Raw genomic sequence first — 18989 nt, 5'->3', positions numbered from 1 at the left:
GTTCGTCAGACTTCGTACGCGGCGTCGGGCCGGGCGCCGCCCGTGGGCGCTCCGGCCGCCGGGGCGACGGGCTCCGGGGTGGCGGGCTCCGGGGCGACGGGCTCCGGGGCGACGGCCGCGGCCTGCTCGGCGACGGTGCGCAGGTCGAAGAGCCGGCCGACGCGGACGGCGCCGGGCCAGCGGCCTTCGAGGCGCAGGTGGAGTTCGACGATCCGGTGCGAGTTGCCGCCGACGGCGAAGAAGTCGTCGTCCGGTCCGAAGTCGCCGTGCCCGAGGACCTCGGTCCAGTAACGCGTCACGAGCCGCGGGGCGCCGTCCGCCTCGGCGGGCTCGTCGCGTCCGCCGAGACCGTCCGGCCCGCCGGTCTCGCCGGGGTCGCCGGTCTCGCCGTGGTCTTCGGCGAGTAGGGCGCGCAGCACCTGGAGGTCGGTCTTGCCGGACGGCGCGAGCGGGAAGCCGGCCACCCGGACGAAGCGCTCCGGCCGGGCCTGGCCGCCGAGCAGGGCGGTGCAGTGCGCCAGGAGTTCGGCGGTGTCCGGCGCGGGGGCGGCGGGGTCGGCGGGGAGCCAGCACGCGGCCAGCGCGGTGGTGCCGTCGGGGCCGGTCACGGCGAGGACGGCGGCCTGCCGGACGGCGGGGTGGCGTTCCAGCGCCGCTTCGACGGCCTCGCGTTCGACCCGGACGCCGCGCACCTTGAGCTGCCCGTCGGCCCGGCCGCGGAACACCAGCGCCCCGGTGGGGTCGGCGGAGGCGAGGTCCCCGGTGCGGTACATCCGGGCGCCGGGGGTGGTGGCGAAGGGGTCGGGGAGGAAGCGCAGCGCGGTCTCGGCCGGGCGCCCGGCGTAGCCCTCGGCGACCTGCGGCCCGGCCACGTACAGCTCGCCGGTCCGCCCGGGCCCGACCGGGGCGAGCCGTTCGTCCAGCAGGTGGATCCGGTTGCCCGGGGTGGACCGCCCGATCGGGACGGGGTCGAGCGGCGCGGACGCGACCGGCTGGGCGAGCACGGTGACGGTGGTCTCGGTGGCGCCGTACTCGTTGACCAGCCGGGTGCCGGGCAGGACGGCCCGGTGCCGCTCGGCCTGCGCGGCCGACAGCGCCTCCCCGCCGACGATCCACTGCCGCAGGTGGGCGTCGGCGCCGGCCAGGTGGGGCAGCACCAGCACGTGGAACGAGGGCGGGCTGACCGCCACCTCGACCCGGTGGCGGCGGATCAGCGCGGCGGCGGCCTCCGGGTCGGGCAGGGCCCGTTCGTCGGGCAGCACCGCCGTGCCGCCGCCGCAGAGCGTGTGGAACAGCATCAGCAGCGGCGCGTCCCAGGAGAGCCGGGAGGCGGTGAAGGTGGTCGCGGCGGGGCCCTCGGCGCGGGAGGCGACCAGGTGGGCGAGCGCGCCGCGGGAGACCAGGACGGCCTTGGGCTCCCCGGTGGTCCCGGAGGTGGTGACGGCGTAGGCCGGTGCGGTCGGGGGCACCACGGCGTCCGACCGGCCTGCGTCCGGAGACACGGCCGGGGCCGGGGCCGGTCCGCTCTCGGCCACCACCGTGACGGGCTGCCCGCAGCCGGCCGTCAACTCCCGTACGGCGGCGGGCGGGGTGGCCGGGTCGCCGTCGTCGTACACCAGGACGGCGCAGCCGCTGTCGCGCAGCAGGGCGCGCACCATCGCGGCGGGGCGCTCGGGTTCCAGGACGCACCAGGCGGCGCCCAGCCGCAGCGCGGCCAGCATGCCGACGACGGTGCGCACGCCCTGGCGGCGGTGGATCAGGACGAGCCGACCGGGGGCGACCCCGACGGCGGCCAGCCGATCGGCCAACACGCTTGCTTCGAGATCGAGTTGACGATACGTCAGGCTCTGCTCGCCGACCGTCACGGCGGTCCGGTCGGGCAGCGTACGGAACCGCTCGCGCATCAGGTCGAGCACGTCGGGGGCAGGGCGGCCGGCGGTCACGGGCGGGTCCCGTAGGCGTAGAAGCCCAGCCCGGTCTTGCGGCCGAAGTGTCCTCGCCGCACCAGGTCGAGCAGCAGGTCGCAGGGCCGGAACCGCTCGTCGCCGGTGGTCTCCAGCAGGACGTCGAGGGTGTCGACGATGGTGTCGAGCCCGATCAGGTCCGCCGTGCGCAGCGGGCCCATGGCGTGGCCGAAGCACTCCTGGAAGATCAGGTCGACGGTCTCCGCGTCGGCCACGCCCTCCTGCACCCGGGCGGCCGCGTCGTTGACCATCGGCATCAGCACCCGGTTGGAGACGAAACCCGGCGAGTCGCGGACGACGTGGGCGCGGCGGCCGACCCCGGCGAGCAGGGCGAGGGTGGTCTCCAGCGTCCGGGCGGTGGTGGCCGGGCCGCGCACCACCTCGACCGTCTCCTTGAGGTACGCGGGGTTCATGAAGTGCGTGGCGAGCACCCGGTCGGCCCGGTCGGTGTAGGAGGCGAGCCGCTCGACCGGGATCGCCGAGGTGCAGGAGGCGAACACCGTGGCGGGGGCGCAGACCCGGTCGAGCTCCCGGAGGACCCGCTCCTTGACGGCCAGCCGCTCGGAGGCGCACTCCACCACGAAGCCGGCCACCGCGAGCCGTCCGAACTCGTCCGTCCAGTCGACCAGTTCGACGGTCTCCGCCGCCGAGGGGCGGGCCTCGCCGGGGGTCTCGGCACGAGCCTCCCCGGGGGCCGGGCGGCGGCCGAGCAGCCGCGCGGCGCGCAGGCCGTCCCGCAGCCGGCCGGGGCCGGCGTCGAGGGCGGCCCGCTGCCGGTCGACCACCACCACGGGGTGCCCGGCCGCGGCGAAGACCTGGGCGACGGCGGTGCCCATCGTGCCGGCGCCGACGATCCCGACCGGGATCCGGTCGGTGCGGGCCGCCCGGGCCTCGCCTGCCTCGCGGTTCTGGGTGTCTTGCGGGTGCACGGTGTCCTTCCTGGTCACGACGGATTCCGGCCCGGTCACGGCCGGTTCCGGGCGTCGGGGGCCTCAAGGGCGACAGGGGCGTTGGGCGCCTCGGGGGCCTCGGGTGCCTCGGCCGCTTCCGGGGTGATCAGCCGCAGGTGGCCCGGCGGCGGGGGCGGCGGAGCGGCGGGCGGGTAGCCGAGCAGCAGCCGGCCCTCCCCCTCCTGGCCCACCACGGTGAACCCGGCGAACCGGAGGTTCACCAGCATCACCCGGTTGACGTCGGTGGGCACGAACTCGGCCAGCGGGCGGCGCCCTTCGACGAGGGCCGCGCGCACGACGTGCCCGATCAGCGCCGGCCCGATGCCCCGGGACATCACCCGGCAGGACAGCAGGAGCAGCCGCAGCACCTCGGCCGGCCCGGCCGGGCCGTCGCCCTCCCGGTGCCCGGTCCGCTCGCTCAGCGCGAGGCCGATGGTGCCGTAGTCGCCGAACCGGTCGGTCAGTTCGGCGACCAGCACCCGGTGGTCGGGCGAGTCGCACAGCGCGCGCAGCTCCGGCAGGCCGTAGGTCCGGCCGGTGGTGTTGAGCTGGTGGGTGCGGACGGTGAGTTCGTGGGCGCGGGCGAGGTCGTCCGGCCCGGCCTGACGAATCACCAGTTCGAGCCCCAGTGAGGCGAGGAACTCCTCGGGGGTGCCCTGGTGATCCTCCCGGGCCTGGGTGCGGAGCGCCTCGCCGCGGTAACGCAACCGGCGTTCACGGGCGTCGGAGGTGACGAACTCGGGCCGGAACTCCGGCAGTTCGGCCAGTGCGGCGACCTGCTCGGCCGGGTAGCAGCGCACCACCGAGTGGGCGGCGGCCACTTCGGCGCGCTCGACCGGGTCGTTGTCGACGAAGGCCACGGTGTCCAGCCCGATGCCGATGGTCTCGGCGATCCGGCGCACCGCGCCCGACTTGGGCCCCCAGCCGATCTCCAGCACCGTGAACAGCTCGTGCAGTCCGAGCCGTTCCAGGTGCGCGGTGGCGACGGCCCGGTCGCTCCGGCTGGCGACGGCGTGCAGGACGCCGCGCTCGTCCAGCGCCCGCAGGGCGGCAGTCGCGGCGGGGAACGGCACCGGATCGTCGCCCTCCAGCACGGTGCCGTCCCAGAGGGTGTCGTCGAGGTCCCAGACCAGGACCTTGACGGTCGGCTCCGCCCTGCTCTGCCCCGCCCCGCGCTGCCCCGCCCCGCCCTGCTCCGCCCCGCTCTGCTGCGGCCCGGTCATCGGCGCACCCCCTGGCGCAGCAGGCGGTCGGCGATGTGCAGTTCGGCGACCTGCGGGCTGCCCTCGATGATCTCCATCACCTTGGCGTCCCGGTAGAACCGGCCGGCCCGGACACCGGGCTCGCAGCCCGCCGAGCCGAGGATCTGGACGGCCCGGTCGGCGACCGCCTTCGCCGCCCCGGCCGCCGCGTACTTGGCGACCACGGTCTCGGTGGCGGCGCCCAGCGGCGAGCCGGCCCGGGCCTCGGCGGCCCGCTCGGCCAGCGCCCGGGCGGCCGCCGTGTCGACGGCGGAGCGGGCGAGCAGCGAGCGCACCAGCTGGTGCCCGGCCAGCGGCACGCCGCCCTGGACCCGGCGCGCGGCGTGCTCGGCGGCGTCGGCCAGGCAGGCCTCCGCCATGCCGACGCAGCCCCAGGCCACCGTGAACCGGCCGTGGTCCAGCGCCACGGCGGCGGTGTGGGTCAGGCCCAGCCCGGGCGGCGCCACCAGGTTCTCCCGGGGCACCCGCACCCGGTCGAAGGTGAGGTGGGCGATCCGCGCGGCGCGCAGGCCGAGTTGGCCGCTGACGGGCTCGCGGACGATCCCGGGCCGGTCGGCCTCCACCAGGACGGCCGTCGGGCCGGCGTCGGTGCGCCCCAGCACCAGGAACACGTCGGCGCTCTGCCCGAAGGTCACCCAGCGCTTGGCGCCGGTGACGACCAGCCGTTCGCCGTCGTCCTCGATCCGCGTCCCGACCTCGGCGAGCGCGCTGCCGGCCTCCCGTTCGGTGGCGGCGAAGCCGGCGAGGCGTTCGCCGGAGGCCAGTGCGGGCAGCCACCGCGCGCGCTGCTCCTCGCCGCCCCAGCGCAGCAGCGCCGCGGCCGTCATGCCCTGGACGGTGAGCAGCGCGCGCAGGGCGCCACAGACGCCGCCCAGGTGCGCGACGGCCTCGCCCAGCTGGGCCGGGGTGGCGCCGGCGCCGCCGTGGCGGGCGGGCAGGTCGAGGCCGAGCAGCCCGGCGGCGGCCACCGCGCGGACGGCCTCGTCGGGCAGCGCGCCCTGCTCGTCCCAGCGGGCGGCATCGTCGCGGACGGCGGCGGCCAGCTCGGCGGCGGCGTCGACCACCGAAGCCCCCAGGTCGGACGGGGCGGACGGACGGGTCTCGCTAGCCGTGGGCGGCACAGCCGGCCCCCGTCTCCCCGCCCGCGCCCAGGCCGGCCCGCTTGCGCTCGACCAGCGCGGCGATCCGCTCGGCGGTGCGGAAGGAGTCCAGGTCGAGGTCGTCCACCTCGATCCGGATGTCGAACCGCTCCTCGACGAAGACCACCAGCTCCAGCGCGAACAGCGAGTCCGCGAGCCCCAGTGCGAAGTAGTCCTCGTCCGGCGCCACCGGCCGGCGCAGTGCGACGGTCAGGAACTCCCGTATCTCGATTGCCGTGTCGGTCACGCGGTGCTCTCCCAGGGTCCGATTTCCACCAGCAGCAGGTTCCAGGCCGCCACCGGGCTGACGTTGACCAGGACGACCCGGTCGCCCTCGGCCAGCCGCCCGTTCGCCAGCGCCGTCCAGAGGTTGAGGAAGACGTCGTTCGGCCCCAGGTGGCCGTACCGGGCCAGGTTCTCCCGGCACTCCGGCAGGAGTTCGACACCCAGCGACTCCGCCAGGAAGCGCAGTCCGCCCGCCGAGAGGTTCTGGCTGGCGTAGCCGGCGACGTCGGCGCGGTCGAGGCCGTGCCGCTTGAGCAGCCGCTCCAGGAGCGCGGTGAGCCGGTTCCTGGTCTCCACCGCGAGCCGGAAGGAGTAGCCGGGCAGGTCCCGGCACTCCTCCTGCCAGCGCTCCCAGGGGCGGTCCCGGTAGTCCACCCGGAAGAGGTCCCAGTACGCGCCGTTGGTCTCCTGGACCAGGTCGAGCACCCGCACCGGGCCGGTGCGGGCGAGCAGCAGGGCCTGCCCGGCGTCCCCGTTGACGGTGACGGGGTGCCGGTAGCGGCCGGGAGTGGCCGGGGTGGAGGCGTGCGCGACCAGGACGTGCCGGACGTCCGGGTCTGCGGCGAGCAGTCCGCGGGCGGCGAGCAGGGCCGGGCCGAGCGAGACGCAGCCGAGGCCGCCGACGCCGAAGGTGACGGCCTGGTCGGCGCCGAGCCGGGCCTGGAGCCTGGTCGCCTCGGAGCTGAGCAGGGTCTCGGGGGCCCGGGAGTCGACGACGATCAGGGCGTCCAGGTCCTGGGCGGCGAGCCCGGCGCCGGCGAGCGCGCTGCGGGCCGCCCGCTCGGCCAGCCCGGTCGGGCCGAGTTCGCGGTCGACGGCCACGGTGTCGATCCCCAGGCCGGCCAGCGTGGTTCGGCGCTCGCCGTCCAGGCCCGCCAGTTCGGGCAGTTCGCCGACCGGCACCCGCTGCTCCGGCAGATGCCAGGCCGCCTCGCGCACCGCGAGCGGCGCGGGGGCGCCGCCCGTCCTCGTCGTCACCATGCCGTGTCCTCGACTCTCCACTGTCCGTCCGGGCGTCTCTCGGTGTCGTACGGTCGCGTTCCGGGCCGAGCCGGGGCGCGGCTCAGGCACTGCGCAGGCAGCCGTCCGCCGCCGACTCGGCGTAGGCCTCGCCCAGTTCCCGCACCGCCTCGGCGACGCCGCTGCGGGGCACCCCGGCGTACCCCACCACCAGGGCCGGCCCGGACTGCCAGGACCGGTGGTGGTACGAGCGGCCGCCGCGCACCAGCACCGAGCGGCGCAGCGCCCGGGCGACCAGCGCGGCCTCGTCCACCCGGTGCGGGAGCTGGACGTAGGCGTGCAGCCCGGCGAAGGCGCCCACGATCCGGGCCCCCGGCAGCCGGCGCCGCACGGCCTCGTGGAAGACCTCGCGGCGGGCCCGCAGCCGTTCGCGCTGGCGCCGCAGGTGGCGGTCGAGTTCGCCGCCGTCCAGCAGTTCGGCGAACGCGTGCTGGGTGAACACGTCGCAGCCGAGGTCCCGTTGGGAGCGGACCTCCTCCAGGCGGCGGCGCAGCCGGGGCGGGGCGACCAGCCAGCCCAGCCGCATCCCGGAGGCCAGCGACTTGCTCGCGGTGCCCGCGTAGAGCACCCGGGAGGGGGACAGCCGTTGCAGCGCGGTGGGCCGGCGGCCGTGGTCCAGCCAGAGGTCGCCGTCGTAGTCGTCCTCGATGATCCAGCCGTCCACGTCCTCCGCCCAGCGGACCAGGGCGGCCCGCCGCTCGGCGCTGAGCACGGCGCCGGTGGGGAACTGGTGGGCGGGGGTGACCAGCACCGCGCGGGCGCCGGTGCGGGCCAGCGCGGCCACGTCGATGCCCTGCTCGTCGACCGGGACGGACGGGCAGTCCAGGCCCGACTCGACGATGAACTGGCGCTGTTGCGGGTGGCACGGGTCCTCGACGGCGAGCGCGCCGAGGCCGGTGCGGGGCAGCGTGGCGCAGACCAGGCCGAGCGTCTGGGCGAACCCGGACACCACCATGACGTGCTCGGGGGTGGTGTGCACGCCGCGCGCCCGCCCGAGGTAGCGGGCGAGTTCGGCGCGCAGTGCCGGGACGCCGGACACCGGCGGGTACCCGAGGTCGCGCGGGCCGAGCCGGCGCGCGGCCCGCTGGTAGGCGGCCAGCCACTCGCGCTGGGGGAAGGCGGAGGCGTCGGCGCCGCCGGCCCGCAGGTCCCAGCGGATCACCGGGGCGGGGCGGGCGTCGCCGAGCAGGGTCGGCAGCCGGGTGCCCCGGTCCAGGTGGGTGGCGACCCGGGTGCCCGACCCCCGGGTCGCCTCCAGGTAGCCGCCGGCGACGAGTTGCCCGTAGGCCTCGACGACGACGCTGCGGGACACCCGGAGGTCCTCGGCGAGCTGACGGCTCGACGGCAGCCGGGTGCCGGGGTGCAGCGCCCCCTCGGCGATCTCCCGCTTGATGCCGTCCCGGATCTGGGCGGTCAGCGGGAGCACGTCCTCCCGGGCCACGTCGATCAAGGTGTTCCAGGGCATGCTTGGTTCCTCCCTCCCCCGCCCACGGCGGCCCTGTCTAAGCCCTCCGGACCTGTTCAGCCCGTCGGCCCGGCCCTGCCCGTCAACCCGGTGGCCCTAGCGGGCCTCGGACAGACCGGACCGCTCGGTGTCCAGCAGCGCCCGCAGGGACGCGGCCCGGACGGCCCGGCCGACGGCCTCGCCCTCCTCCTCGGCGATGCCGACTCCCCAGTAGGAGTGGGAGTCCACGACGATCTCGAAGGCGGCGGTGACCGCGTTCAGCGGTGCGCCGGCCCGCTCCACGACGAGGCCCTGGACGACGGCGTCGAGCCCGTAGCCGGCCACCGCCTCGGCGGTGGCCCCGCTCCAGCGGGTGTCGCCGGGCTCCGCCACGAGCGGCTCCGGCGCCGGCAGGCCGGGCACGGTCTCGGTGCCCAGCGCCACGTACCGCTCGACGAAGTGCTCCCACAGCTGGTCGCCGGTGATCTCGCCGCCGATCTCCTCGCAGACCGCCTGCATCTCGGCGGCGAAGTCGATCTGGAGGCGGCGCGGCAGCTCGATGCCGTACTCGGTGCGCAGCAGGTGGGCGATGCCGCCCTTGCCGGACTGGGTGTTGATCCGGATCAGCGCCTGGTAGTCGCGGCCGATGTCGCGCGGGTCGATCGGCAGGTACGGCACGTCCCAGACCTCCTGCCCGGACTCCTCGCGGGCGCGCAGGCCCTTGGCGATGGCGTCCTGGTGGGAGCCTGCGAAGGAGGTGTAGACGAAGTCGCCGGCCCACGGATGGCGGGCGTGGACGGGCATCTGGTTGCAGCTCTCGACGATGCGGCGGATGCCGTCGATGTCGCTCAGGTCCAGCATCGGGTCGACGCCCTGGGAGAACAGGTTCATGGCCAGGGTGACCAGACAGACGTTGCCGGAGCGCTCGCCGTTGCCGAACAGGGTGCCCTCGACCCGGTCCGCCCCGGCGAGGACGGCGAGTTCGGCGGCGGCGACGCCGCTGCCGCGGTCGTTGTGCGGGTGCACGCCGAGGATGGTGCGCTCGCGGTGGAGCAGGTTGCGGTGGGTGTACTCGATCCGGTCGGCGAACTCCTGCGGCGGGAACACCTCGACGGTGGAGGGCAGGTTGATCCGCAGCGTGTGCGCGGCCCGCGGGGCCCAGAAGTCGAGGACGGCGTTGCAGAGTTCGAGCGCGTAGTCCGGCTCGGTCTGGGTGTAGGACTCCGGCGCGTACTGGAGGTAGATCTCCGTGCCGGGGATCGAGTCCTGGAGTTTGAGGGCCTGTTCGGCCCCGTCGAGCGCCATGGCGGTGGTCTGCCGGCGGTCCTTGCGGAAGACCAGGCGGCGCTGGACCTCCGAGGTCGGGTTGAAGATCTGGAGGACGGCGCGCGGCACGCCCTCCAGGGCCTTGACGGTGCGTTCGATGAAGTCGCCGCGGATCGGCGTCATGACCTGGACGACGACGTCGTCCGGGATCGCGCCGGTGTCGACGAGGTGGCGGAGGAAGGCGTGGTCGTCCTGCGAGGAGGTGGGGAAGCCGACCTCGATCTCCTTGAACCCCATGGCGACCAGCAGGTCGAACATCCGCCGCTTGCGGGTGATGTCCATGGGGTCGGTCAGGGCCTGGTTGCCGTCCCTCAGGTCGACGCTGCACCACAGCGGGGCCTGCTCCGCGCGGCGGCCCGGCCAGCCGCGGTCGGGCAGCCCGACCGCCTGGTACGGCTGGTACTTCCGGACCGGCATCGCGCTGTGGCGCTGGATGCCCTGGTCGCGGGCGGGTGTGCCCTGCGGCGTGTCCGCGTCGGTGGGTTGAGCGGTCATCTCTCCTCCACAACGGTGGTCTGGGCGTCTTGTGGGGACGCTCTGCTAGCTCTGCTAGGCGGGCCAGGTGCTGAACTGTCTCCTCCCGTAGAGCAGCGGCGACGCGTCGCTGAGCTCGGTGATCCGGATGACCTCGCCGAAGACCATCCGCTGGCCGCCGACGGGGACCAGCTGGCTGACCCGGCAGTCGGCCACCGCGTGGGCGTCGTGGACGAGGTGGGGTCCGCCGGCGCCGGGGGGCAGCCGCCAGGTGGTCGCGTCGAACCGGTCCGGGTCGCCGGAGGCGAACAGTTCGGCGGTGCCGCGGCCCTCGGCGTGCAGCAGGTTCACCGCGAACTGGCCGCTGCGCAGCACGGCCTTCAGGGTCGGGCTCTCCGCCCGCATGCCGACCAGCAGGGTGGGCGGTTCGACGGTGACACTGCACAGGGCGGAGCAGGTCATGCCCCAGGGCCGGCCCGCGTCGTCCAGCGAGGTGACGATGGCGACGCCGCTCGGGAAGCCGGACATGAAGGTCCGGAAATCGGAGGGGGTTGAGGTGACGAGTTCCACGTGATTCACCGCTCGACTGGGTAGGGGACCGGCTCCGCGGTCCGGGGCGCGTCCACGCTCGCCGTGCGCCGGTCGATGACCCACAGCAGCGGACCGCTGAGCACCGTCGTGAACAGGGCCATCACGACGAGGGCGAGGAAGAGCGCCGGGGTGAGGATCCCGGCCTGGTAACCCGTCTGGAGGACGGCGAGCTCCGTCAGGCCGCGGGCGTTGAGGAACACCGCGATCCGCATGGACTCGACCGGAGGCCGGCCGGCCGCCCGGGCGCCGTAGTAGCTGCCGACCAGCTTGCCGAAGATCGCGAGCACCACGGACAGGACGACGGCCTGCCAGGAGAACACGCTGAGCGGCGCCGAGGCGAGGCCCATGCCGGTCACCGTGAACAGCAGCGGCAGCACGATCCGGCCCCAGCCGCCGACGGTGTGGGCGGCCCTGGTCCAGGGGCCGGCGCCGTCGTCGCCCGGCAGCGCCAGGGCGACCAGGACGGCGCCGAGCACGTCGGTGAGGCCCAGCCGCGAGGTGGTCAGGGCGGCGGCCACGGCCGCGGCGGCGGTCAGCCCGATCGGCACCGCCACCGGGATCCGCTCGGCCCAGGCCCGGGGCCCGGGCAGGGCTCCGGCCCGACGGATCAGCCAGGCTCCCAGCAGGCCGACGACGAACACCAGGTACGGGGTGATCTTCCCGCCGCCGTGCGCCAGGCCGACCGCGATCGCCAGCAGCGACCAGGTGACGGCGTCGATGGAGACCGCGACCGCCATGCAGAGCCGGCCGATCGCGGTGTTGAGCATGCCGCGGTCGTCCAGGATGCCGGCCAGCACCGGTACGGCGGTGACCGCCAGCGCGATCGCCAGCATCAGGACCAGCACCCCGGCCGGGGCGCCGCCGCGCAGGGCCGGGGAGCCGTCGGCCAGCACCCACGCGGCGAACGCGACGCCGCAGCCGAGCGGCAGCAGCAGCGAACCGGTGGCGGTCATCGCGATGGTGCGCCCGCCCAGCCGGCTGCCGCCGGCCCGGATCTCGTGGACGGCGCCCACCAGGAAGAGCGCGAGGCCGAGGTGGCCCGCCTTCTCCAGGACGGCCCCGCCGTCCATGGTGGCCGGCTTCCAGTGCCACTGGCTCGCCAGCAGCGCACCGAGCAGGAGGCAGGCCATGATCTCGCCGACGATCTCCGGCTGCCGCAGCAGCTTCGCCAGCCGGCGTCCGAGCAGTGCCACGGGGACGAGCAGAGCGAGCGTCACCGCGGCCGGTACGTACGGAAGACTGTCCATGGTGCCTCCTTTCTCGGGGCGCCGAAGGGTCAGTGCATCTGGGCGAGGTACTCGTACTGGCTGGGCAGGCGCTTCAGGAGCTCGGCGGACTGGTCGCTCAGCAGCTGGAACTCCTTCTCCGCGCGGCTGCCGTCCTGAAGGGCGAGCGCGGGCGGGGCCTTGAGCTCGATGCCGCCGAGGCCGAGCAGCATGGCCAGGTAGGAGTAGGACTCGAACCCGTGGAAGTGCGGGAAGATGGTGGCCTCCGTCGGAGGCTTGGCCTTCCACAGCTCGATCCGCTCGGCCAGGCCGTCGGGCATCACCCGGGTCTTGGCGTCCCGCCAGTAGGCGTTGTCCTCGCGGGCCGCGGCCTTGTAGTGCAGGACGAGGAACTCCCGTACGCCGTCGATGGTGTTGCCGACGATGCGGTTGTAGGAGCGGCGCAGCCCCGGGTCCCAGTCGGCGTCCGGGAAGTGCTTGACCAGTTCCTCGATGCCCTGCTGGATGAAGAAGATGCCGGTCGACTCGAGGGGCTCGACGAAGCCGCTGGACAGGCCGATGGCGACACAGTTGTTGACCCAGGCGTTGCGGGTGCGGCCGATCCGCATCCTGATGTGGTTGGCCTCCAGGCCCTCCGCCTCCGGGCCGACCTTGGCCCGCAGCGTGGCCTCGGCCTCCTCGGGCGTCGCGTACTCGTCGGAGTAGACGTAGCCGGTGCCGATGCGGCCGAACAGCGGGATGGTCCAGATCCAGCCGGCGTCCGAGGCGGTGGCGGTGGTGCAGGGGCGCAGGCCGCGCTTCTCCATGTCGACCGGGACGCGCAGCGCCACCGCGCGGTTGTTGGGCAGGGTGTCCTGGAAGGAGGTGAACGGCTCCTCCAGGGTCTGGTTGATCAGCAGGCCGCGGAAGCCGGTGCAGTCGATGAAGAGGTCGCCCTCGATCAGGCCGTGTTCCTTGGTGCGCACGCCGCTGATCCAGCCGCGCTCGTCCTGGACGACCTCGACGACGTCGTCCTCGATGTGCTTGGCGCCGCGCTCGGTGGCGTACCCGGAGAGGAAGTCGGCCAGCAGCGAGGCGTCGAACTGGTAGGCGTACGGGAACTGGGTGTCCTGCTCCGTGAGGGTGTCGCGCTCGGTCGTGTTGCCGCCCTCCTTGAAGTCCTGCTCGAAGAGGGTGCCGTCGAGGTAGCGCGGGGACTTCTCGGCGTCGCAGATCGCGGCCATCAGGAACACGTCCTGGTCGAAGCGGTCGCCGGAGCGGCTGTTCAGCCACCAGTCGGTGAGCGGCAGGCCGTCGACGACCCGGAGGCGCTCGAAGGGGTGGTAGAAGTAGTGGCCCTTGCGCCGCCAGTTCTCGAATCGGATGCCGAGCTTGTAGGTGGCATTGCACTTGGGCATCCAGACGTGCTCCGGCAGGCCCAGGTAGTTGAAGAAATGCCGGACGGTGCTGAAGGTCGCCTCGCCGACCCCGATGGACTTGATTCGCTTGGATTCCACCAGCGTGACGGAAATGCGATCGCCGAATGCGGCGCGCAGGTACGAGGCGGCCATCCAACCGGATGTCCCACCACCGACGATGACGACGTTGCCCAGCATTCCTGACCCTCTCAGCCGGTCGTTCAACCCGGAGCCCCGGGCTGTCCCATGGCTCGAAATCCTGCGGCAGCGGAGCCTCCGGAAAACAGGCTTTTAAGCCTCAGCGGAAACACGCACTCCAGCGCGTCCCGGCGTTCGCCGGGGGTTTTCCGACATGCCGAACAGATGGCACCCGATGGTTGGGGGTGCCATCTGTTCGGCGGAACTCGCCGGAATTCGGCGGGGGTTCGACGGGCGTTCGGCGGGGGTTCGCGGCCCGGCCGGGCCGGCTCAGTCCCCGTCCAGCAGGTAGTCGTGCAGCAAGGAGATGACCCGGGCCCGCTGCGCGGTCAGGTAGAAGTGCCCGCCGGGCAGCACGTGGAACGCGAACTCCTTGCCGGCCAGCGCCTCCCAGCCGCGGGCCCGCTCGACGCTCACCGTGACGTCGGAGTCCCCGGTGAGCACCACGACCCCGCAGTCCACCGGGCGCAGCGCGGTGGGCCGGTAGGAGTCGATCAGCAGGTAGTCGTTGCGCAGGATCGGCAGCACCATCTCCCGGATGTCCGGGTCGTCGAAGATCGACATCTGGGTCCCGCCGTGGCCCGCGACCGTGGCGAGGAGCTCGTCGTCGCCACGGGGCAGGGCCGGCGCCCGCCCGGCCGGTCCGTCGCCGGAGCCGGCCGGCGCCTGCGGCGGCGGGTAGCCGGAGAGCACCAGCCGGGCCACCGGCAGGCCCTGCGCGTGCAGCGACTGCACGGTCTCGTACGCGAGCAGCGCGCCCATGCTGTGGCCGAAGACGACCGTCTCGACGCCGGGGCGGTCGGTCTCCAGCAGCGCCCGCGTCAGCTGGGCCACCAGGGTCGCGGCGTCCTGGACGAAGGGGTCCTCGATCCGCTCCTCCCGCCCCGGGTACTGGACGAGCTGGAGTTCGACGGCCGCCGAGAGGTGGTTGGCCCAGGGCCGGTAGAAGCCCGCGCTGCCGCCGGCGTGCGGCAGGCAGACCAGCCGACGGGTCGCCTCCGGGCGCGGCCGGGGGATCACCAGCCAGGGTTGGTCGTCGTTCAAACGGTCACTTCCTTCCGTCGGCCCCGCGGGGCCGTGTCCGTACCGGCCCGGCCGGTCATCCGCAGGCCCGGACGATCTCGCGCAGGGCCTCGTGCATGCGCTGGAGCAGGGCGGTGGCCGCCGCCTCGTCGAACCGGCCGCCCGCGTACACGCAGGACAGCTCCATCCGGCCGCCCTCGACCGCGGCGGCGACGTCCAGCTCGTAGGTGCGGGTCTCGCCCGGCTCGTGGTCGCCGCCGCCGTGGTCCAGGTGGCGCAGGATCAGCCGGTCCCCCTCGGGCAGCTGGTTGTCCCACTGGCCGAGGTAGTTGAAGCCGATCCGGGCCCTGGGCACCGGGACCAGCAGGTCCTCCCGGGCCTCGACGGCCGCCGCCAGCCGCAGGACGCCGTGGCCGATGCCGCGGCGCGGGACGGCCCGCAGCCGGCGCTTGGCCACCCGGACGGCGGCGGTCGGCGCCAGGTCCGCGGGCACGTCGAGCAGCACCGGGTAGATCGTGGTGAACCAGCCGACGGTGCGGGACAGGTCGACGCCGTCCAGGATCTCCTCGCGGCCGTGCCCCTCCAGGTCGATCACGGTGCCGCCGTCGCCGGCGTGGCCCTGGGCGGCGAGCGCCTGGGCGAGGGCGGTCAGCAGCACCTCGTGGACCTGCGCGCGCAGCACGCCGGGCACCCGGCGCAACAGCGCCTCCGTCTCGTCCCCGGTCAGGGTGTGCCGCGCGGTGCGGCGGTCACCGAACCGGCCGGTGTCCAGGTGCTCCCCGGCGGGCTCGGGCAGCGACCGCCAGTGCGCCAGCTCGTCGTCGAAGCCGCCGGTCAGGGCGTGCTCGCGCAGTCGGCGGGACCACTGGCCGAAGGAGGTGGAGCGCGGGGCGGGCCGCACGGGCCGGCCGGCCGCCAGGTCGGCGTAGGCGGAGCGCAGGTCGTCGAGCAGGATGCGCCAGGAGACGCCGTCGACCACCAGGTGGTGCGCGGTGAGGAACAGCCGGGCCGGGCGGTCCGGTCCCAGGTCGGCCAGGACGGCGCACAGCAACGGCCCGTCGGCCAGCCGCAGGCCGCTCTGGGCCTGCCGGAACGCCTCGGTGGCGCGCTCCTCGGCGTCCTGCGCCCCGGCGAGGTCGAGCCGCTGGAAGTCCCAGCAGCCGTCGGCCTCGGCCGCCACCTCCTGGGACCAGGCGCCCCCGGCGTCGCGGGTGTAGCGGGCGCGCAGCATGTCGTGCTGCCCGACCAGCGCGGCCAGGGCGGCACGCAGGGCCTCGGCGTCGGTGCCCGGGACGAGTTCGAACAGCAGCGACTGGTTGAAGTGGCCCGGGTTGACGGTGTGGTGCTCGAAGAACCACTGCTGCACGGCGGTCAGCGGCACGGGCCCGGTGCGGTACGGGTCCTCCTCGGCCGGCCCGCTCTCCCCCGTCCCGGCGGCCTTGGCGAGCGCGGCGACGGTCTTGTGCTGGAAGAGGTCCCGGGCGGTGAAGTGCAGGCCCTCCTGGCGAGCCCGGGCGACCACCTGGGTGGAGAGGATGGAGTCGCCGCCGAGCAGGAAGAAGTCGTCCTCGGCGCCGACGTCCTCGATGCCCAGCACCGAGCGGAACACCTCGGCCAGCGCGGTCTCCACCGGGCCGGTCGGCGGGGTGGAGACCCTGGTCAGGGCCTCCCGGGCGTCCGGCAGGGCGTCCCGGTCGACCTTGCCGTTGGTGGTGAGCGGCATCGCGTCCATCGGGATCAGCGCGGCCGGCACCATGAAGGCGGGCAGTTCCTCGGTCAGGGCCTCGCGGACCTCGCGGACCGCCTCGCCCCGGTCGCGGCCGGGCGCGGCGACCAGGTAGCCGACGAGCTGCTTGCCGCGGTCGCTCTCGCGGACCACCACGGCGGCCTGGTCGACCGCGGGGTGGCGCTGCATCGCCGACTCGATCTCGCCGGGCTCGACCCGGAAGCCGCGGATCTTGACCTGGTCGTCGGCGCGGCCGCGGAAGTCGATCCGCCCGTCAGGCAGCCAGGCGCCGAGGTCGCCGGTGCGGTAGAGCCGGGCCCCGGGGTCGTCCGCGAAGGGGTGCGGGACGAACCGCTGCTCGGTCAGCTCCGGGCGGCCCAGGTAGCCCTGGGCGACGCCGCGGCCGCCGAGGTGGATCTCGCCGGTGACGGCGGGCGGCACCGGGTTGCCGTGCGGGTCCAGCAGGTAGACCTCGGTGTTGGGCAGCGGCCGGCCGATCGACAGCCGGCTGCCGGCCTCCTCGTCCTGGACCTCGAACATGGTGGCGCCGACGGTGTTCTCGGTCGGGCCGTAGCCGTTGATGAAGCGGTGGACCCGCGACCACCTGCGGGCCAGGCCGACCGGGCAGCGGTCGCCGACGGCGAGCACCACCGAGCCGGCGGGCAGTGCCTCGGGCTCGACCGCCGCGAGGGCCGCGGGCGGCAGCGCGAGGACGGTGGGCCGGCCTCCCGCCATGGCGCGCAGTTGCTCGCTGCCCAGCGCCTCGGACTCGTTCGCCGGGAGGGCGAGCGCCGCGCCGGAGACGAGGGCGAGGAAGGTCTCCCAGACCGCGCCGTCGAAGCTGGGCGAGGAGAGCTGGGTCACCGTGTTCTCGGGGCCGGTGCCGACGATCAGCCGGGAGGCGTTGACCACGTTGGTCAGGCCGCCGTGGCCCAGCAGCACGCCCTTGGGCGTCCCGGTGGAGCCGGAGGTGTAGACGATGTAGGCGAGCGCGTCCGGCCCCACCCGGTCGCCCTCGGGCACCGGTCCGGTGTGCGCGTCGAGCTGCGGGCGCAGGTCCTCCAGGATCAGCGGCTCGGCGGCGGACTCGCCCGCGTCGGCGGCCAGCGCGCGTTCGGTGAAGACGAACCCGGCGCCGGTCTCGGCCAGCATCAGCTCCCGGCGGGCGGCCGGGAAGCGCGGGTTCAGCGGCAGGAAGGCGGCGCCGGCCTTGAGCACCGCGAGGGTGGCGGCCACCTGGTCGGGACCGCGCTCGCAGCAGACGCCGACGACGTCACCGGGGCGGGTGCCGCGGGAGCGCAGCACCTCGGCCAACAGCCCGGCCCGGCGGTCGAGTTCGGCGTAGCTGAGCCGCTCGTCGCCGCGCACCACCGCGAGGCCGTCGGGGCGTTCGGCGGCCCGCTTGGCCACCAGCAGGTGCACCGGGTCCTGTTCGGGGAAGGCCACCGGGTTGCGGGCCCAGTCCACGGTGAGCCGGTTGTGCTGCTTCGGGTCGAGCAGGTCGAGCCGGCCCAGCTCCTGGTCGGGGTCGGCGGCGATCGAGCCGAGCAGGGTGGTCAGGTGGCCGGCGAAGCGGCGCACCGTGGCCTCGTCGTACAGGTCGGTGCTGTACTCCAGGGCGGACCAGAGGCTGCCGTCGGGGCGCTCCTCGAAGGCCACCACGAGGTCGAAGCCGGTGCTCGCCTGCGGCAGGGCCAGCTGCTCCATGGTCAGCCCGGGCAGGTCGAGGACCGCCTCGGGGGCGTTCTGCAGGACGATGAGCACCTGGGCGAGCGGCATCCGGCTGGGGTCGCGCTCGGGCTGGACGGCGTCCACCACCCGCTCGAACGGGACCTCCGCGTGGTCGAAGCCGGCCAGCACGGTGTCGCGGACCTGGCCCAGGAAGTCCCGGAAGCCCAGGCCCGGCTCGGTCCGGGCGCGCAGCACCAGGGTGTTGAGGAACAGGCCGACCAGGTCGGCGAGTTCGGGCTCGTCGCGGCCGGCCACCGGGGTGCCGATCGCGACGTCCTCCTGCCGGGAGAGCCGGGCCAGCAGCAGCTGGGTGGCCGCGGTGAGCGTCATGAACAGCGTCGCCGCGGCGGACTCGGTGAGCTCGCGCAGCCCGGCGACGGTCTCCGCCGGGACGCTGAACTCGTGGAAGGCGCCCGCCCCGGTGGGCACGGCGGGGCGCTGCCGGTCGGTCGGCAGCTCCAGCACGGGGACGCCGTCGAGCTGCTCGCGCCAGTAGTCGAGCTGCTCGTCGAGCCGCCCGCCGGAGGCCCGCTCGCGCTGCCACACCGAGTAGTCCGCGTACTGCGGCCCCGGCGCGGGCAGGTCGGGTTCGCGCCCCTGGAGCGCGGCCGCGTAGTACTGGCCCAGCTCGCGGGTGACGATCGACAGCGACCAGCCGTCGTGCGCGATGTGGTGGATGCTCAGGACGAGCACGTGCTCGCGGTCGGAGAGCCGGACGAGGAGGGTCCGCAGCACCGGGCCGGTGCGCAGGTCGAAGGGCCGGCCGGCCTCCTCGCGGACCAGCCGCAGCAGTTCCTCCTCCCGCTCCTCGGGCGTCCCGCCGCCGGCCTCCACGACCGGCAGCGGGATGTCCACGCTCGGGTGCGGGACCTGCACCGGGACGCCGTCCACCTGGTCGTAGGTGGTGCGCAGCGCCTCGTGCCGGTCGACGACGGCGGCCAGCGCGCCGTGCAGCGCCGCGCGGTCGAGGTCGCCGCGCAGCCGCAGCGCGAAGGAGGAGTTGTAGCCGACCGACTCCGGGTCGAACTCGTACAGGAACCACATCCGCTGCTGGGCGAAGGACATCGGCAGCGGGCGGGAACGGTCGGCGGGGCGCAGCGCGGTGCTCGCGGCGGCCTCGGGGGCGGGCGCCTCGGCGCCCGCCAGGCGGTCCCGCAGCAGGGCCCGCAGGTGCTCGGGCAGGGCCGCGATGCGGTCCTCGCGGGACGTGGACGTCTGGGTCTCACTCATGTC

The 18989-nt window shown here is 74.8% G+C and carries 13 protein-coding genes; all 13 read right to left on the bottom strand.

Annotation, left to right across the window (positions count from 1 at the left end; translation table 11 throughout):
• Positions 1-5: 5 nt before the first annotated feature.
• The 13 genes from ACIP37_RS24000 to ACIP37_RS23940 all read right to left on the bottom strand — a co-directional run bounded on the left by ACIP37_RS24000 (position 6) and on the right by ACIP37_RS23940 (position 18986).
• Complete coding sequence (locus ACIP37_RS24000) at positions 6-1943, bottom strand: non-ribosomal peptide synthetase (protein WP_400810056.1); 1938 nt, start codon at positions 1941-1943, stop codon at positions 6-8.
• Positions 1940-2800 (bottom strand): 3-hydroxyacyl-CoA dehydrogenase family protein, encoded by an 861-nt coding sequence (locus ACIP37_RS23995; RefSeq protein ID WP_400326650.1) that lies wholly within the window; start codon positions 2798-2800, stop codon positions 1940-1942. Before ACIP37_RS23995 ends, ACIP37_RS24000 begins: the two co-directional genes overlap by 4 nt.
• A 128-nt stretch (positions 2801-2928) precedes the next feature.
• Positions 2929-4137 (bottom strand): HAD-IIIC family phosphatase, encoded by a 1209-nt coding sequence (locus ACIP37_RS23990; RefSeq protein ID WP_400810058.1) that lies wholly within the window; start codon positions 4135-4137, stop codon positions 2929-2931.
• Entirely contained in the window at positions 4134-5297 is a 1164-nt protein-coding gene (locus tag ACIP37_RS23985) for an acyl-CoA dehydrogenase family protein (RefSeq protein WP_400810060.1), read from the bottom strand. The genes ACIP37_RS23990 and ACIP37_RS23985 overlap by 4 nt, the downstream gene beginning before the upstream one ends.
• Positions 5281-5562: a phosphopantetheine-binding protein gene (locus ACIP37_RS23980; protein WP_363585108.1), complete on the bottom strand. Its 282-nt coding sequence runs from the start codon at positions 5560-5562 to the stop codon at positions 5281-5283. Before ACIP37_RS23980 ends, ACIP37_RS23985 begins: the two co-directional genes overlap by 17 nt.
• A complete protein-coding gene (locus tag ACIP37_RS23975; RefSeq protein WP_400810062.1) occupies positions 5559-6581 on the bottom strand; it encodes a 3-oxoacyl-ACP synthase in 1023 nt (340 codons plus the stop codon). The genes ACIP37_RS23980 and ACIP37_RS23975 overlap by 4 nt, the downstream gene beginning before the upstream one ends.
• Positions 6582-6663: 82 nt before the next feature.
• Entirely contained in the window at positions 6664-8085 is a 1422-nt protein-coding gene (locus ACIP37_RS23970) for a PLP-dependent aminotransferase family protein (protein ID WP_400810064.1), read from the bottom strand.
• Between the two features lie 96 nt (positions 8086-8181).
• Complete coding sequence (locus ACIP37_RS23965; RefSeq protein WP_363623362.1) at positions 8182-9885, bottom strand: 2-isopropylmalate synthase; 1704 nt, start codon at positions 9883-9885, stop codon at positions 8182-8184.
• A gap of 54 nt (positions 9886-9939) precedes the next feature.
• Positions 9940-10392 carry a flavin reductase family protein gene (locus ACIP37_RS23960; RefSeq protein WP_363585116.1) on the bottom strand — a complete coding sequence of 151 codons (453 nt, stop codon included), beginning with the start codon at positions 10390-10392 and terminating at the stop codon, positions 9940-9942.
• 47 nt (positions 10393-10439) lie between these two features.
• On the bottom strand, positions 10440-11702 hold the full coding sequence (locus ACIP37_RS23955) for a cation:proton antiporter (RefSeq protein WP_400810066.1): 1263 nt from the start codon (positions 11700-11702) through the stop codon (positions 10440-10442).
• Between the two features lie 29 nt (positions 11703-11731).
• Positions 11732-13276, bottom strand: a complete 1545-nt coding sequence (locus ACIP37_RS23950) for a tryptophan halogenase family protein (RefSeq protein ID WP_363585120.1) — start codon at positions 13274-13276, stop codon at positions 11732-11734.
• 270 nt (positions 13277-13546) lie between these two features.
• Positions 13547-14320 (bottom strand): thioesterase II family protein, encoded by a 774-nt coding sequence (locus tag ACIP37_RS23945; protein ID WP_400810067.1) that lies wholly within the window; start codon positions 14318-14320, stop codon positions 13547-13549.
• Positions 14321-14375: 55 nt separating this feature from the next.
• The gene (locus ACIP37_RS23940) at positions 14376-18986 is read right to left on the bottom strand and encodes an amino acid adenylation domain-containing protein (protein ID WP_400810068.1); all 4611 of its coding nucleotides are present in this window, start codon (positions 18984-18986) and stop codon (positions 14376-14378) included.
• Positions 18987-18989 lie beyond the last annotated feature (3 nt).

Source organism: Kitasatospora sp. NPDC088861 (genome assembly GCF_044750105.1).
Classification (GTDB): domain Bacteria; phylum Actinomycetota; class Actinomycetes; order Streptomycetales; family Streptomycetaceae; genus Kitasatospora.
Note: the sequence above shows the minus strand (reverse complement) of the source record. Positions and strands in the feature narration are given on the sequence as shown.